This is a genomic window from Undibacterium sp. YM2, assembly GCF_009937975.1.
Classification (GTDB): domain Bacteria; phylum Pseudomonadota; class Gammaproteobacteria; order Burkholderiales; family Burkholderiaceae_D; genus Undibacterium.
Window position 1 is genome coordinate 4,912,706 of record NZ_AP018441.1, and the last position, 13,725, is coordinate 4,926,430.

The window sequence follows — 13,725 nt, forward strand, 5'->3', positions numbered from 1 at the left end:
ACGGCGCACCCTGCCGGGGGTTTTACTGCATCAATCATGCAGCTCTCATTTGGCTTTCACAGCCCCCTGCTCTGCCTGCGGAAAACTCTGTATCACCTCACCTTTGTCATCCAGGAAGTTCAGCATGGCCTGGCCTTCTGGCGTCACCAGCATCATGATGCGCGGCTTGCCTTTGGCGTCGGCCATGATGATGGCAGATGATTTCCCACGGGTCTTGCCGACGAACATGCGGTTGGTTTGTTGGCCGCCCGCATCTTTCCACTTCTGCAGCAACGCATCTTTCTCTGGGCCGGCCGGGGCTTTTTCATAAGCCTGGTACAAGCCATCGTAATCTTTTTGCAGGCCACGGTCATAGATCTTCAAGCCCGATTCCATGCTGCCGCCGCTCTCATAATGACCGAGCGAGAGTTGCTGGTCACCACCAAACCTGTCCATGGAAAAATGCATGCCGGCGACAGGCCTGCCCTTGTCGTCAAGCTTGCCGTCGAAGATGAAGCCGCCGCTTTCATCGCCCTGCGCATTATAGAAAATCATGCCCGGGCGTTGCGGGCCGCTGCGCTTGCTTTGCTTGCCGTCGGTGACAGGCTCAGGTAGGCGCAGGTGATTGGCGATGACCATCTCATGCTTGCCTTCTGGCGTGACGATGTTGATGCGTTCCACATCGATTTCAGAAAACTTGCCGCGGTTTTCAGTATTGACTGCAGCAGTAAGCAACATGACGCCCAGCCCTGCCCCGGCGACGGTCAACACTTGTTTAAGCAAACGGTTCTGGCGTTTCAATTGTGTGATGAGTTCTTGTTGCTGGGTCATGCTGTCTCCTTTGGTGTGGTAAATATTGATGCGACTGTCTTCGTGAACTGTTGCAGCGCCCGTGCATAGTAAAAGTGTTGGGCATAGCCAGACCAGTTAGCTGCGACTAGTGGAAAGATGCGGGTATTGAATGGCAGATAAGAACGATGAACGGGACAGCAGACTTAAGTCTGTATAGACGGATCTGGCTTGCAGGTACAATGTCGTCACGCCAGTAACACAGACCACACAGCACACACATCAATATCATGCTCTTTCACTTGATCAGCATCCCATCTGAAGATTTGCGTGCTCTGGCAGCCTCTACCCTGCCAGATATGCATGGCTATAGCTGTGCCGTGGATGCGCTGCCACCGCACTTTGTTGCCTCCCGGGCGCTGGAACAAATGGCAGCCGGTGTGCCTGTCTACTGGTGTAGCACCCACTATATAGTCGAGACGACAAACCGACACATCGTCGGCAGTTGCGGTTTCAAGCATGCACCCAGGGATGGCATGGTGGAGATAGGTTATGGCATTTCACCCGACTGCAGAAAACAGGGTGCGGCCACCTCCGCTGTGCAGGCTTTGCTGCAACTGGCCTTTGCGGGCGGTGCCACGCAGGTGATGGCCCAAGTCAATCCAGATAATCTGGCCTCAACACGAGTGGTGCAAAAACTGGGCTTCGTTAATACTGGCAGTTATGCTGATGAAGCGCAGGAGACACTGGTGCGATGGTGTTTCAACCAGGATATGCGTGCTGAGGCATTGGCTATCTCCCATAAACAGGGACACGGGCAATGATACGCGTAATGCTTTTATTCATCAGTGCAATGGGTAGCCTGTTATTCGGCGCGGCATTTGTGCTGTCTTATATCAATCCCGTGATGGTGGAGAACGCGGCACGCGAAGTCGTGCGCATGGAAGTGGAAAAGCGCGTTAATGAAAAACTGCATACCCTGCAAGACAGTAACATCATGGGACTGGCAAACCGCATTGCCAGTCGCCAGAATGCCGAGATGGAAGACATCAAACAACAACTCGCTGCAGGTCTGCCCGCAAAAATCGCTGGCATAGTGGCAGAGATGGGTAGGCTTGACTGCCCGTGCCGCCAGAAGATAGAAAAGTCAATTACGACAGGCTTGGAAGAGCGCAGCCTTAGACTGGCAAAACTGAATGACAAATTGAACGGCCTGATACGCAGCAAGTACATGGAAGTGGCGCAAGCCTTGACGAGAGAATTCCGTATCTTTAGCGCTGCCAATGCACTGGTATTTATCCTGCTTGCAGCCACTGTCAGCTTGCGGCCGCGCGCCAGCGTGCAATTACTATTGCCTGCTGTCGTGCTGCTCGGTGCTGCCGCTGTCACTGCCTTTTTTTACCTGTTTAAACAGGATTGGTTGCACACCATTGTTTTCGCTGACTATGTGGGTCTGGCTTATTTTTCCTATCTGGCGCTGGCGATGGCTTGTCTGGCTGATGTCGCATTCAACAAGGCAAGGATATGTAGTGCAACAATCAACGGTGCGGCGCAAGTTGTGGGGCGTCACTCCATGTATTGCCTTGTTGATCCAGGGTCAGGCAGTCTCATCAAATAAGCGCAAGGCCAGCAAGCCATGTCCGACGGCAGCACCTGCACGCAGGGCAGCGGCGATGAAGACGGTTTCGGCAATTTCTTCCCGCGTTGCCCCTGCTCTGGCTGCATTCTTGCTGTGCGTGTCTATGCAATAGGCGCACTGGGTAGTCAGGGCAACAGCAATGGAAATCAGCTCTCGGTATTTTTCCGGGATGGCACCTTCTGCTCTTTCTGCCGTGGTCTTGAGTGCCAGAAAAGCCTGAGCCTCTTTAGGGGCGAGGCTGATCAGGTCTTTGGCTTTGGACAGGTCTTGCGGGTTTTGGTAAGTATTCATATTAAATCCTTTCAGGGGCTGGTTGGCATCTGCTTGCCATGACAAGAGTCAGCGACGGACCAAAAGGATTCATACGGGACGATCTTTTTTTGCATCTGCGTGTCTATGCGCCGAAGGTATAATTATCGGACCCGTGCGCGCAGACTCATAGTAGCCTTCCAAAAATTTTTATCAATGCAGCTTTTTGCGTACTCCAGCAATTACATGACAACCGGACAATGACTACAAACCAGTTCCCGCAAATTACTTCTAAATTATTCTCCCATGAACGCCTGCTATGGTCAGGCCAGCCACGTCAGGGACTGATGTTCCAGGTCACTGATTTGTTCATGGTACCGTTCAGCCTGCTATGGGGCGGCTTTGCGCTGTTTTGGGAATATAGCGTCATCACTTCTGGCGCTCCACTGTTTTTTTGCTTGTGGGGCATCCCTTTTGTACTGATAGGTTTGCACATGATTGGAGGCCGCTTCTTTCTTGAAGCAAGGCAAAGAGCTGGTACCTATTATGCCGTCACCAGTGAACGCATACTGATAGTCTCCGGCCTGTTTAACAGCAATCTGAAATCACTGGACCTGAAAAACCTGGGTGAAATCAGCCTGGTTGAAGCAAAAGAGGGTGAAGGCAGTATCGTGTTTGGCAATAACCCACTGGCAACCCTGTTTGGCGGACTCTCAGGCCTGCCTGGCAGGATGAATATGAAGACGATGACACAGTTTCAATCCATCGCCGGGGCGAAACAGGTATTTGAGTTGATACATCAGGCCAAGAGAATGGCTTAAGGTATTCACCAACTGAAGAAACCGCTGGCGTGTTCAGCAATATTCATCCTTGAGAACCTTCATACTAGTCAATAGCCTTGTTGAGGATGATTGAGTGATGCCCATTTGCTATACAGGCCAGACAATAGTTGATTGCCAGTATGGTCAACTAATTTCTTAAAAGCGCTTTTCGCATCCTCAAGTAACCATCCAGGGCTATTTAATACCTCCCAAGCCAGCTGATAATCACTATTACTAATTGCGTCACTGAAACTTGCACTGAGATCAAAGTTCAATTGCATCCCGTTGCTGGCTAAGTCAAAGCCTGTCTTCCCATGCGTCGTTCCACCTTGGCGGTTCTGAAGATATTTTGGAACACCCGATCTGAAGACATCCAGTCTCAAATAATTTTGTTCGTCGATTGTTTGTAAGCTATTGAATTCATCGACTCCCAATAAGCTGCACAGCTGATAAATCTCACTAGAAATATCTGGATCTTCTTCCAAATAATCATGTAAAGACCTTCTAGCCAGGTAATAACAGAACTGCTTTTCATTGAGGCCGATTTCAAAAAGTTCAGAGTCATCAACCATCAAGTCAACAAAACTAACTTTAGAATCAACGATGTCATACAAAAATGCACCAAAATACTGAAAGGACCCAATTGAATTTGCAATTGGCATAAGGGCTGGAGGAAAACCGAAACCATCGTAAAATGGAATTTCAAGCCCAAGGATTTCGCTAAATCGTAGATTGGAATCTTTTAGTTTATTTAACTGCTTCACATTTAAAGCAGCCAATATATCCTCATATTCCATGTCGTTATCTTATAAAAATTGAGATTCCAGTCAATTTATCGCCGTAAAACGAATGGTGCACATGGCGCTCCCTACAATTCAGTCCAGGCATGGGCAAGTGATTACAGCCCTGCAAGCAGCCCTGCAAGCCTATTTCGTTGCCTTATCAATCGCGCGGTTCATGGCCTTCAGGCGCAAGTCTTCATCGGCACTGGATGCCGGTGCACTCTTGCCCAGTGCCTGCTCCATGATTTTTTTCTTCATTTCTTCATTGCTCATGGAAGCCGGATAATTATTATCTGCACCCTTGCCGCCATCTTCTCTGGCGACCGCAGCCTTGGGTGGCTCCATGCCTTTGGAGTCGTTGAGCTTGATTTTTTTGGTGGTAGGATTATTGTCCAGACACAGGGTGTCTGAATACACGGTCTTGCCATCAATGGTGCAGCGACGCACGCCTTCGCTGGTGGTGGCAGCCTGGCGCATACCGGGGCCCTCACTGCTGCCGGTTGGCAGACCCGTGGTTTCTTTGACGTCATTACTGATGACGGCAGCCGCCTTGCCAAAGCGCGCCCACATATCATGCATGGGCAGGCGGCCATAGCGCATGTAGTACAGGAAACCCATGCCCAATGCAGCAATCAGCATGGAAAGGAAGGCGACGGCAATCAGGCTCAGCCCGCGTTGTTTTGTATATTTCATGGCAGTTCAGAATTATTCATGCGCTGCAGGATGACTTCGCTACGTCTTTGCAAATAGCCAGAGCCCGGGTTTTTATAAAAATAGCGTGGTTTGGGCAGCATCACGGCCAGCCTGGCTGCCTGGGCAGGGCCGAGATTGGCAGCACTGGTATGAAAATAATTTTGTGCAGCAGCTTCAGCCCCAAACACGCCTACGCCCCATTCTACAACATTGAGGTAAATCTCCAGAATCCGTTGTTTGTCCATGCATTTTTCCAACATATAGGTGATGATCAGTTCTTCGCCCTTGCGGAAATAACTGCGGTCAGGCGAAAGGAACAGGTTCTTGGCTAATTGCTGGGTAATGGTGGAACCACCAGAAACGACCTTGCCTTTTTTCTGGTTTTTTTCGTAAGCAGCCTGCATGGCTTCCCAATCCACACCCTCATGATCGACAAAGCTGTCATCTTCTGAGGCGATGACGGCACGCTTGAGATTATTCGAGATGCGGTTATACGGCACCCATTTATGCTTGAGCTGGAAGTCGGGCTTTTTCTCTTGCAAAACACTGAGTTGCTGGCGCATGAAGCTCGTCGATGTCGGGTTGTGATCTATCCACCACCAGACATGCGCCAAATAATACGCCTGCAAAAGCGTGAACAGCAACAGGGGTACGAGTACCAGCCAGAACAGGATACGGCCAAATAATTTCATCACAGGCTCGCTTGCAGAGCAGCACGCATTTCTGCCAGTACCGGTGCCGATGGCGGGCGCACGCCGCGCCACAGGGCAAAGGCTTCTGCTGCCTGCTCTACCAGCATGCCCAGACCATCACGGCATTGCGCACCGTGGCTGGCAGCCAGCCGCAAAAATGCTGTTGGTGCAGCGGCATACATCATGTCATAGGCCAGTGTGTCTTTGCCAAATACGCTTGCCGCCAGCGGTGGCACATCATCATTGATGCTGGCCGAGGTGGCATTGATGATGACATCAAAAGGCTGTTGCAAGTCTTCAAAGCGACAGGCTTGCAGCTCACAACGATCACTCAGGCTGCTGGCCTGTTGCTGCAAATCCTGGGCTTTGGCAATTGTGCGGTTGGCGATAGTCAATGCAGCGGGTTCTTCCTGCAACAATGGCAGCAAGGCACCACGGGCTGCACCGCCGGCACCCAGCAAGATCAGGCGCTTGCCGCGCAGGCTGACACCAGCATTGCGCACGATATCGGCCACCAGGCCTATGCCGTCGGTATTGTCACCATAGATATGGCCGTGCTCAAACTTGAGGGTATTGACAGCACCGGCAATCCTGGCGCGTTCACTGAGTTCAGTCGCCAGTGCAAATGCTTCGAGCTTGAAAGGCAGGGTCACATTGGCGCCCTTACCACCAGCCGCAATAAAATCGTGCACAGTGCTGGCAAAACCATCGAGCGGTGCCAGCAGGCGCTGGTAATCTACTCGCTGGCCTGTCAGCTCTGCAAAGCGGGCATGAATGGCAGGTGACTTGCTGTGCGCAATCGGGTTGCCTATGACGACGTAGTGGTCAGTGCTCAATTTGGCCCCTTGCGTAATTCAGTTTCCAGTTGCTGTTCATGAGTGAATTTGAAGCGCGCGAACATAATGAAAACTTCATTGCTGTCCGGCCCCAGGCTAGCTTTTGGATAATGCCCAAAAGGGGCAGACCGGCGGACAATACGCAGTGCCGCAGCATCAAGTGCCTTGTCACCAGAAGAGACTTCTATGCGCGGGCCACCTTCTTTTTCATAGATGCTGCCATCCTGAAAAATCGGGATAGAGACAAACATTTCACCGTACAGTTTTTTGCCATCCTTATGCGGGAAGTTCAATGTACCGGTATCCTCTATGCGCTTTTGTACAGCCTTGTAATAGATCGCATGGTCCAGGCGCTTGGTGTTGGGCGTAATATAATTTTTGCGCGGGCGCTTGTTCTGGTCTTCTATGGTTTGCGAAATTTCTGCAGCCATGCGGGCCAGTGCCTTGCTGGTATCGACGTTATCAGCCCCAGTGGATGGCTTGGGTTTTTCGTCTGTATTTTTCTTTTCCTGCTGCTCTTGACGGAAGTTGTCCTTGAGCTTGGCCTGATCCATCAACTGCTTTTGCTGCTCTTCCAGGTCGGCGATTTTGCGGGTATTGGTTTGCAGGGCATCGCCATCTTCACTGCGCTTCATGTCTGGCAACGGTGATTTACTGCGACCAGTGTCGTGTGCGCCGCCACCGTCAAGGTCCGCCTGGGCCAGTGCTTCGGCTTTGGCCGGGGGTTTGGCATGCTTGGAATTGACGAGGATGATTTCAAGGTCAGTATCGCGCGGTTTACTATCCACCGTCTTGGGTGCAACAAAATGAACCAGCAAAACTGTACCCGCATGCAAAACCAGGGAAGTGGTGATGGCGATCGTGAAAATCAGTTTTTCAAAATTGGCCTTGCCTGGACTCAAGCGGGCGGAAGAAGGCTTGGCGGTACTGCTTTTGACCTTGCTGCTTGAAGCACTGCCTGCCACAACAGGAGGTGCAGAAACGGAGGACGCGACTTCACCTGCCTTGGAGGCCTGTTCTTGTCCGTCTGGCAGTTGTTCTTGTTTGACCTGTTTCGCAGGTTTGGTTTTTTTATTCTGACTTTTCATTACTAGGCTTGTGGCTGTTCTTCGTCTGGAGTATTCGCGTCATCCTTGGCAAGCTCATTGCTAAGCTCAGTTGCCACCTCAGTTTCCACCTCTGTTGTCGCGCTCTGCGCCTCTGCTACTGTCTCTGTTGCAGGTGCGCCTTCTTCTGCGCTGAAGTCTTCTGCAACTTCAGTGCTGGTTTCGTCGTCCAGCTCTTCTTCCTCAAGCTCGGTGACGGTAGATAACAATTCCAGCAGGCGCGCTTCGACTTCAAGATCGACTTCATCCCAGCGCAGGATATCCAGGCGTACCTGGGCACCGCGTGCTGTCTGCGGCATGCCCGGCAAACGGATGATGAGCGGAATATCGACAAGGCGCAAGACTTCGTCTTTCAAAACAACAGCTTCGACCTGGCGCTGCTCTTGCTGGCCCAGCCAGCGCAGGCACCAGTAGCGTTCCATATTGTTCTGGAAATCAGCATAGGCGGCATAAGCGGCATCAAAGCCTGACACGATGGCGAACAAGTCTGCATCCTTGGGTTTGAAGGTAGCGACCAGCGGCGCGGTGATGCCGTGCTGTACGCAGGCGATGATCTGCCATTGATTGACCAGGTCAGTATAGCGGCGCAGTGGCGATGTGCTCCAGGCATATTGATCGACACCCAGCCCCTGATGCGGTGCCGCATGGGTCAGCATGCGTACCTGCATGCGCGCGGTCCAGCCGCCGGGGCCACGGCCACCAGCCACACCCTGGGCGCGGTAGATGCCAGGGATGCCATGGTCAGCCATGAGCTTACCCCAGGTGCTGTTGGCAAAGATCATCAGTTCGGCAACAATCTTGTCCAGCGGCGCACCACGCTTGCGGCGCACGATGGAGACGACATCATCTTCTACATAGAAATTGAAATCGACGCGATTGTTTTGCTCGGGCTTCATGCCAAAGCTCTCGCGCTTGACCATGCGGCCCTGCTCGAGCACCAGCGCCCATTTCCACAATTGGGCGATATCGGCCTTGTGCGGGTATTCACCAGCGTCATTAGCTAGGTTGTCTTCAGTCACCAGCGCATCAAGGTCATTGTGGCGCAGATTGCTGGCCATAGGCACGGCTTCTACCTTGGTCTCGGTGCTGATGACAGACCAGTCCTCGGTATTCAAGGTCGCATACAGTGATACGGCCGGGCGGGTCTGGCCGGCACCGAGGGTATAGACATTCACAAGTTCATCCGGCAGCATGGTGATCTTGTCGCCAGGCATATACACGGTGGACATGCGGCCACGTGCCATCTGGTCTATCGCATCGCCGCGCTGTATGCCCAGGGCTGGCGCGGCAATGTGTATGCCGACACGCAACTGGCCATTGCCAAGATCAACGACAGAGAAGGCATCATCAATCTCAGTCGTGGTAACGTCATCGATGGAGAAAGCCTGTACATCTGCCACCGGCAAATCAGTGGGCAAGGCTGGCAAGGTAATCGCCGGGAAACCAACGCCTTTGGGGAAATGCTCGTAATGAAACCTGGCCAGGTGCAAATGCTTGGGGCTGGCAATACCACCCACAGCCAGCATCAGGCGTTGCGGTGACATTTGCATGGCATCGCAGGCTTCTGCCAAGGCTTTGTATTCTATGCTGTTCTTGTCGGGTTTGAACAAGAGCTGCAGGGCCAGCGATTTCATCGCCTCTGGCAAGCGGTTTTGCTTGAGTTCTTCGACATAGCCAGCCTGTACCAGGGCTTGCTGTTTTTTCTTTTCTATACCGGCCAGTGCAGCCTTCAGCGATGCTTCCGGCGCAGCCTTGTAACGGCCACGGCCTTTTTTGTAGAAATAAATGGGGGCGTTATGCAGCGCATAGATGAGGCCTGCTGCTTCTACCGGTTGTGGTGCATGACCAAAATATTCGGTACCCAGTTCAGCAAAACCAAATTCTTCCTGTCCGGCGACTTCCCATAGAAATTCCAGGTCTATCTCAGCCGCAGCGGCCTTGGCCTGCTCTATCAGGCTGGCGGGATCGGGCGAGGCAAATTGCAGCAGCACATCCTTGGCTTTCACCTTCGTGCGCTTGCCACTGGCCATCTCAACCTGATAAGCCTCACCAGCATGCGTCATGATGCTGCCTGCCTTGAAATCACCGGATTCTTCGAAAAATAAATTCATTCAATACTTCTTTATGTTTTAAGACCAAAAAGCTCAACACTGAGGCACGGAGACACAGAGGTGGCACTGAGAAAATCTTTGTCATTTACTCGTTCTGTTTTTGCTCTGCGTCTCTGCTTGAGATGTCTGCTGTCCTATATTTACTTTGCTTTTATCAGCAAAGCGGAAAATTATTCATATACCTATTTCATTTCCCTCCCCTTCAAGGGGAGGGTTAGGGTGGGGATGGGGTTCGGTTGATTAGCTGCTTACTTCGTTTGCTGAAGAACCCCATCCCCATCCCAACCTTCCCCTTGAAGGGGAAGGGGTTTACACATTGCAGCTTGCGTTTTGGCTGCATCAGTTTGCCACGAACGCCACTGGTGTCGCCAGCCCGGTGGATTCCTGCCTCCGCAGGAATGACGGCTTTGAGAGCGCGGCTTATTTAACACGATACAGCCTCGTTTCTCTCTATGCCTTTTTGTATTTCTCTGCGCCCCTCTGTGGTGCAGCAGGGATTTCGAACGGCATGCCGTTCGCCTGCGTAACGAAGGCTGCCTGCAAGCAGCCTTTCCCTCCTCTATGTCTCTGTCTTGAGAGGTCTTAGGTTTCAACGCTTTTCAATAATCCTCAACCCCTCAACCCCCGGCAAAAACACTTCCGTCACCTGCAAACACCCGCCCTTGCGCCAAAACAAAGACCGGCGAGCCAGCATGCTGTGCACGCCTGCCAGCTCTGGCTGCCTTGCCACGATACGGCGTATCAGCGGGTGACTCTGTCTTAGCCTGGCGTAATGCAATTCACCGCGGCGCACCAGCGGGTCATTGAACAAGGTGCTGCCCAAGGACTTTTCACCCAGCGCATGAAACAGCGGCCATTCGTTTGCCGTGGCACTCAGCGGCACTATCGTATGACCATACACCATGGCCTCGCCATCGCAACGCAAAAACACTTCGCGCTCATGCACCTTCATGGCACGCGGTAAACCTATGGCAGCATATTCATCCTGCAGGCACGCTGCCTTGTGCTGCGACAAACGCTGTACGCGAAACTGCTGGCACCGGGCCACCAGCCTGGCCGTCAACGAATCGCGGTTCGTCAGCCAGTCTTCCATGACTGCACTGGTGTGCACGGCATTGACATGCGCATACCATTGCGCGGCCAGCGGACGCTGCATCTGTTTTTCTTCATGCAAAATCGCTGCGTCCAAATCAGGCCCTGCCATCCGCAAAATCCATCACCTGATCCAGGTAATCAGCAAATTCTGCTATGCCATGATCACTGCCTTCAATCACGAACTGCCTGGCTTGCGGATAGTGAGCGACCATTTCGCGCCAGTCCAGCACTTCATCACCAGTCGCGGCAATCAAAAAGTAACGCTCAGGCTGGCTGATCTGTTCCACGGCCAGTGCACGCAGTTCAGCCATGTATTCTGCCTTGAATTCAAAGACTCTATCGCTATGGTAATAAGTGGTTACACCTACATAGCTTTCCAGGTCGCGCGGTGGCTTGACGGCAGGGTTCAGCAGTATGGCTTTGCAGCCGTATTTTTCTGCCAGCCAGGTCGCATAATAGCCACCCAGGGATGAGCCTATGATGCAGATATCTTCTGCCTGGTGCCCGGCCAGCAAGGCCTCGGCTTGCTGGATTGCCAGCGCTGGCGAGGGTGACAGGTCGGGGCAGGCTATCTCTTCGCTACGGCCCAGCTTCGCCATGTGCGCAAGCATGACACGCGCCTTGTAAGAATCAGGCGATGAGCGAAAGCCGTGCAGGTAGAGAATCATGCTGCAATCGCCGGGTTACCAGCTCGACTACCGGCCTGCTGTGCGCGGTCTTGCAGGGCATCCAGCAATTTTTGGTGGATGCCGCCAAAGCCGCCATTACTCATGATGAGTACATGGTCACCGGCCCTGGCCTTGCTGACGATGTCCAGCACCAGTTGATCTATCTTGTGATGACAGGCGACCTTGTCACCCAGCGGTGCCAATGCTTCTGCCAGATCCCAGCCCAGGGCTGATTTGCCATCCGCCTCGCCAAAACCAAATACCAGGTCGGCCTGCTCCAGACTACCGGGCAAGGCTTGTTTCATCGTGCCCAGCTTCATGGTGTTTGAGCGTGGTTCCAGCACGGCCAGGATGCGGGCATTGCCGACCTTGTGGCGCAAACCCTCAACGGTTGTGGCAACTGCTGTAGGGTGATGAGCGAAATCGTCGATGACGGTGACGCCATCCGCCACGCCGCGCACTTCCATGCGACGCTTGACGCTGACGAACTGGGCCAGGGCTTCTATCGAAATTTCTGGTGTGACGCCAACATGGCGGGCAGCAGCAATCGCGGCCAGTGCATTCTGGCGGTTATGTTCGCCATTCAGATTCCATTGCACCCTGCCTTGCAACTGGTCGTTGAAATAGACATCAAAGTCTTCACCGTCTTGCATGAGCAGACGCCAGGCCTGCTCATTACCAAAGAATTCTTTTTCGCTCCAGCAGCCGCGTTTAAGCACACGTTCCAGCGAGTCATTATTGCCATTGACGATCAAACGGCCTACGCCAGGCACAGTGCGCACCAGGTGGTGGAACTGGGTCTCGATGGCGGCTACATCCGGGAAGATATCGGCATGGTCATACTCAAGATTGTTCAGTACCGCTGTCTTGGCATGGTAATGCACGAACTTGCTGCGCTTGTCGAAGAAGGCAGTATCGTATTCGTCAGCCTCGATGACAAAGAAGTCAGACGCATGGCTACCCCACAAACGGGCAGAGATACCAAAGTTCAGCGGTACGCCACCGATCAGAAAGCCAGGTGCATAACCGGCATATTCGAGTATCCAGGCCAGCATGGCAGACGTTGTTGTTTTGCCATGCGTGCCAGCAACCGCGAGTACCCACTTGTCATGCAGGATATGCTCGCCCATCCATTGCGGGCCAGACACATAGGGCAAGCCACGGTTGAGGATTTCTTCCATCAGCGGGTTGCCACGCGAAACGACATTGCCTATGACATATAAATCAGGTTCCAGCGCTATCTGCTCAGCCCCAAAGCCCTGGGTCAGGCTGATGCCCTGGGATTCGAGCTGGGTGCTCATGGGCGGATAGACATTGGCATCACAGCCCGTCACGGTATGACCTGCTTCTTTTGCCAATACAGCCAGGCCACCCATGAAAGTGCCGCAGATACCTAAAATATGAATATGCATAATTGAACCAAATTCCAGAATCCCGCAATTCTACCTGAGAGAAGGCATGTTCTTGTCACCACTCGTAACAGAAGCTGAAAACCTATGACTACATAGGCAAAAAATTGGCATTTCTCTGGCTTGAGGGGCCTTGTTTTTGGATTTCCCCAAGGTTTCAGTTATGATTACCCCATGATGATCCATACACCGAATGAAGCAGAGAGCCTGCGGGCAGAGATTGCGGCGCTGGCGGCGCGCATGATCGCCGAGGATGGGGCTGACTATGCCTCAGCCAAGCGCAAGGCAGCCAAGCAATTGCTGGGCAACCATAAAGTCAAGGGCGATGTCCTGCCTGACAATGCCCAGATTGAGCAGGAAGTACGCGAATACAATGAATTGTTCTTTGGCGATACCCAGCCACAGCGCTTATTGCATTTGCGACAACTCACCCTTGAACTGATGGAAGAGCTGGAACGCTACAATCCTTATGTCGTAGGTGCGGTACTGAATGGCACGGCTGGCAACCATTCCGACATTCATTTGCATCTGTTTGCCGACAATACCAAAGAAGTTGCCATTTACTTATTAAACAAGGATGTGCAGTTCGAGGTCTCAGAAAATTTCAATAACCGCAATGAAAGCATAGAAACCCTGAGTTTCATGTACAAGAATGAAGGCGTACACCTGATCTTGCGCGATCAGGATGACATACGCAGCGGCCATGGCAAGGCTGCCGAGCGGGCCAATGCCTCAGGCTTGCGTGCCATCATGGCGGAAGCCGGGGCAGAAGAATAAGCCTGGCAACACAGAAATAAACAGTAAAGCGGGATGGCGCAAAGCAGTCCCGCTCAACTCTTTACCTGCTCCTGTAGCA

The 13,725-nt window shown here is 52.6% G+C and carries 15 protein-coding genes; 4 read left to right on the forward strand and 11 right to left on the reverse strand.

From position 1 onward, the window contains the following. Positions 1–45: 45 nt before the first annotated feature. Entirely contained in the window at positions 46–810 is a 765-nt protein-coding gene (locus UNDYM_RS22555; RefSeq protein ID WP_162043117.1) for a hypothetical protein, read from the reverse strand. Between the two features lie 248 nt (positions 811–1,058). Between UNDYM_RS22555 and UNDYM_RS22560 the strand changes: the two genes are divergently transcribed. Next, positions 1,059–1,592: a GNAT family N-acetyltransferase gene (locus UNDYM_RS22560; protein WP_162043118.1), complete on the forward strand. Its 534-nt coding sequence runs from the start codon at positions 1,059–1,061 to the stop codon at positions 1,590–1,592. Between the two features lie 8 nt (positions 1,593–1,600). Beyond that, positions 1,601–2,386, forward strand: a complete 786-nt coding sequence (locus UNDYM_RS22565) for a hypothetical protein (protein ID WP_162043119.1) — start codon at positions 1,601–1,603, stop codon at positions 2,384–2,386. On the opposite strand, the gene UNDYM_RS22570 is transcribed toward UNDYM_RS22565, so the two are convergent. Next, a complete protein-coding gene (locus tag UNDYM_RS22570; RefSeq protein WP_162043120.1) occupies positions 2,366–2,698 on the reverse strand; it encodes a carboxymuconolactone decarboxylase family protein in 333 nt (110 codons plus the stop codon). The two genes, UNDYM_RS22565 and UNDYM_RS22570, sit on opposite strands and share 21 nt — an antisense overlap. A gap of 218 nt (positions 2,699–2,916) precedes the next feature. Here UNDYM_RS22570 and UNDYM_RS22575 point away from each other — a divergent pair, with 218 nt between their 5' ends. Next, positions 2,917–3,477 carry a hypothetical protein gene (locus UNDYM_RS22575; protein ID WP_162043121.1) on the forward strand — a complete coding sequence of 187 codons (561 nt, stop codon included), beginning with the start codon at positions 2,917–2,919 and terminating at the stop codon, positions 3,475–3,477. 68 nt (positions 3,478–3,545) lie between these two features. Here the strand turns inward: UNDYM_RS22575 and UNDYM_RS22580 are convergent, their stop codons facing one another. The 9 genes from UNDYM_RS22580 to mpl all read right to left on the reverse strand — a co-directional run bounded on the left by UNDYM_RS22580 (position 3,546) and on the right by mpl (position 12,872). Then, a complete protein-coding gene (locus tag UNDYM_RS22580; protein ID WP_162043122.1) occupies positions 3,546–4,274 on the reverse strand; it encodes a hypothetical protein in 729 nt (242 codons plus the stop codon). Between the two features lie 129 nt (positions 4,275–4,403). Then, positions 4,404–4,952, reverse strand: coding sequence for a hypothetical protein (locus UNDYM_RS22585; protein WP_162043123.1), 549 nt, complete (start codon positions 4,950–4,952; stop codon positions 4,404–4,406). Next, positions 4,949–5,644 carry a monofunctional biosynthetic peptidoglycan transglycosylase gene (gene mtgA, locus UNDYM_RS22590; protein WP_162043124.1) on the reverse strand — a complete coding sequence of 232 codons (696 nt, stop codon included), beginning with the start codon at positions 5,642–5,644 and terminating at the stop codon, positions 4,949–4,951. Before mtgA ends, UNDYM_RS22585 begins: the two co-directional genes overlap by 4 nt. Continuing rightward, positions 5,644–6,480: a shikimate dehydrogenase gene (gene aroE, locus UNDYM_RS22595; protein ID WP_162043125.1), complete on the reverse strand. Its 837-nt coding sequence runs from the start codon at positions 6,478–6,480 to the stop codon at positions 5,644–5,646. The genes mtgA and aroE overlap by 1 nt, the downstream gene beginning before the upstream one ends. Further along, a complete protein-coding gene (locus tag UNDYM_RS22600; RefSeq protein ID WP_162043126.1) occupies positions 6,477–7,568 on the reverse strand; it encodes an energy transducer TonB in 1,092 nt (363 codons plus the stop codon). The genes aroE and UNDYM_RS22600 overlap by 4 nt, the downstream gene beginning before the upstream one ends. 2 nt (positions 7,569–7,570) lie before the next feature. Further along, positions 7,571–9,697 (reverse strand): ribonuclease catalytic domain-containing protein, encoded by a 2,127-nt coding sequence (locus UNDYM_RS22605; protein WP_162043127.1) that lies wholly within the window; start codon positions 9,695–9,697, stop codon positions 7,571–7,573. 589 nt (positions 9,698–10,286) lie between these two features. After that, positions 10,287–10,901 carry a chorismate lyase gene (locus UNDYM_RS22610; RefSeq protein WP_232063567.1) on the reverse strand — a complete coding sequence of 205 codons (615 nt, stop codon included), beginning with the start codon at positions 10,899–10,901 and terminating at the stop codon, positions 10,287–10,289. Further along, a complete protein-coding gene (locus UNDYM_RS22615) occupies positions 10,888–11,460 on the reverse strand; it encodes a YqiA/YcfP family alpha/beta fold hydrolase (RefSeq protein WP_162043128.1) in 573 nt (190 codons plus the stop codon). Before UNDYM_RS22615 ends, UNDYM_RS22610 begins: the two co-directional genes overlap by 14 nt. Continuing rightward, entirely contained in the window at positions 11,457–12,872 is a 1,416-nt protein-coding gene (mpl, locus tag UNDYM_RS22620; RefSeq protein ID WP_162043129.1) for a UDP-N-acetylmuramate:L-alanyl-gamma-D-glutamyl-meso-diaminopimelate ligase, read from the reverse strand. Before mpl ends, UNDYM_RS22615 begins: the two co-directional genes overlap by 4 nt. A gap of 171 nt (positions 12,873–13,043) precedes the next feature. Here mpl and UNDYM_RS22625 point away from each other — a divergent pair, with 171 nt between their 5' ends. Then, positions 13,044–13,646, forward strand: coding sequence for a hypothetical protein (locus tag UNDYM_RS22625; protein ID WP_162043130.1), 603 nt, complete (start codon positions 13,044–13,046; stop codon positions 13,644–13,646). Positions 13,647–13,725: the final 79 nt, after the last annotated feature.

What these genes read in the sequence shown, in the direction of transcription:
- UNDYM_RS22600 (WP_162043126.1), bottom strand. Translation starts at nt 7,568, where the DNA reads ATGAAAAGTCAGAATAAAAAAACCAAACCTGCGAAACAGGTCAAACAA.
- mpl (WP_162043129.1), bottom strand. Translation starts at nt 12,872, where the DNA reads ATGCATATTCATATTTTAGGTATCTGCGGCACTTTCATGGGTGGCCTG.
- UNDYM_RS22605 (WP_162043127.1), bottom strand. Translation starts at nt 9,697, where the DNA reads ATGAATTTATTTTTCGAAGAATCCGGTGATTTCAAGGCAGGCAGCATC.
- UNDYM_RS22570 (WP_162043120.1), bottom strand. Translation starts at nt 2,698, where the DNA reads ATGAATACTTACCAAAACCCGCAAGACCTGTCCAAAGCCAAAGACCTG.
- UNDYM_RS22555 (WP_162043117.1), bottom strand. Translation starts at nt 810, where the DNA reads ATGACCCAGCAACAAGAACTCATCACACAATTGAAACGCCAGAACCGT.
- UNDYM_RS22610 (WP_232063567.1), bottom strand. Translation starts at nt 10,901, where the DNA reads ATGGCAGGGCCTGATTTGGACGCAGCGATTTTGCATGAAGAAAAACAG.
- UNDYM_RS22585 (WP_162043123.1), bottom strand. Translation starts at nt 4,952, where the DNA reads ATGAAATATACAAAACAACGCGGGCTGAGCCTGATTGCCGTCGCCTTC.
- UNDYM_RS22575 (WP_162043121.1), top strand. Translation starts at nt 2,917, where the DNA reads ATGACTACAAACCAGTTCCCGCAAATTACTTCTAAATTATTCTCCCAT.
- UNDYM_RS22580 (WP_162043122.1), bottom strand. Translation starts at nt 4,274, where the DNA reads ATGGAATATGAGGATATATTGGCTGCTTTAAATGTGAAGCAGTTAAAT.
- UNDYM_RS22560 (WP_162043118.1), top strand. Translation starts at nt 1,059, where the DNA reads ATGCTCTTTCACTTGATCAGCATCCCATCTGAAGATTTGCGTGCTCTG.
- UNDYM_RS22615 (WP_162043128.1), bottom strand. Translation starts at nt 11,460, where the DNA reads ATGATTCTCTACCTGCACGGCTTTCGCTCATCGCCTGATTCTTACAAG.
- mtgA (WP_162043124.1), bottom strand. Translation starts at nt 5,644, where the DNA reads ATGAAATTATTTGGCCGTATCCTGTTCTGGCTGGTACTCGTACCCCTG.
- UNDYM_RS22565 (WP_162043119.1), top strand. Translation starts at nt 1,601, where the DNA reads ATGCTTTTATTCATCAGTGCAATGGGTAGCCTGTTATTCGGCGCGGCA.
- UNDYM_RS22625 (WP_162043130.1), top strand. Translation starts at nt 13,044, where the DNA reads ATGATGATCCATACACCGAATGAAGCAGAGAGCCTGCGGGCAGAGATT.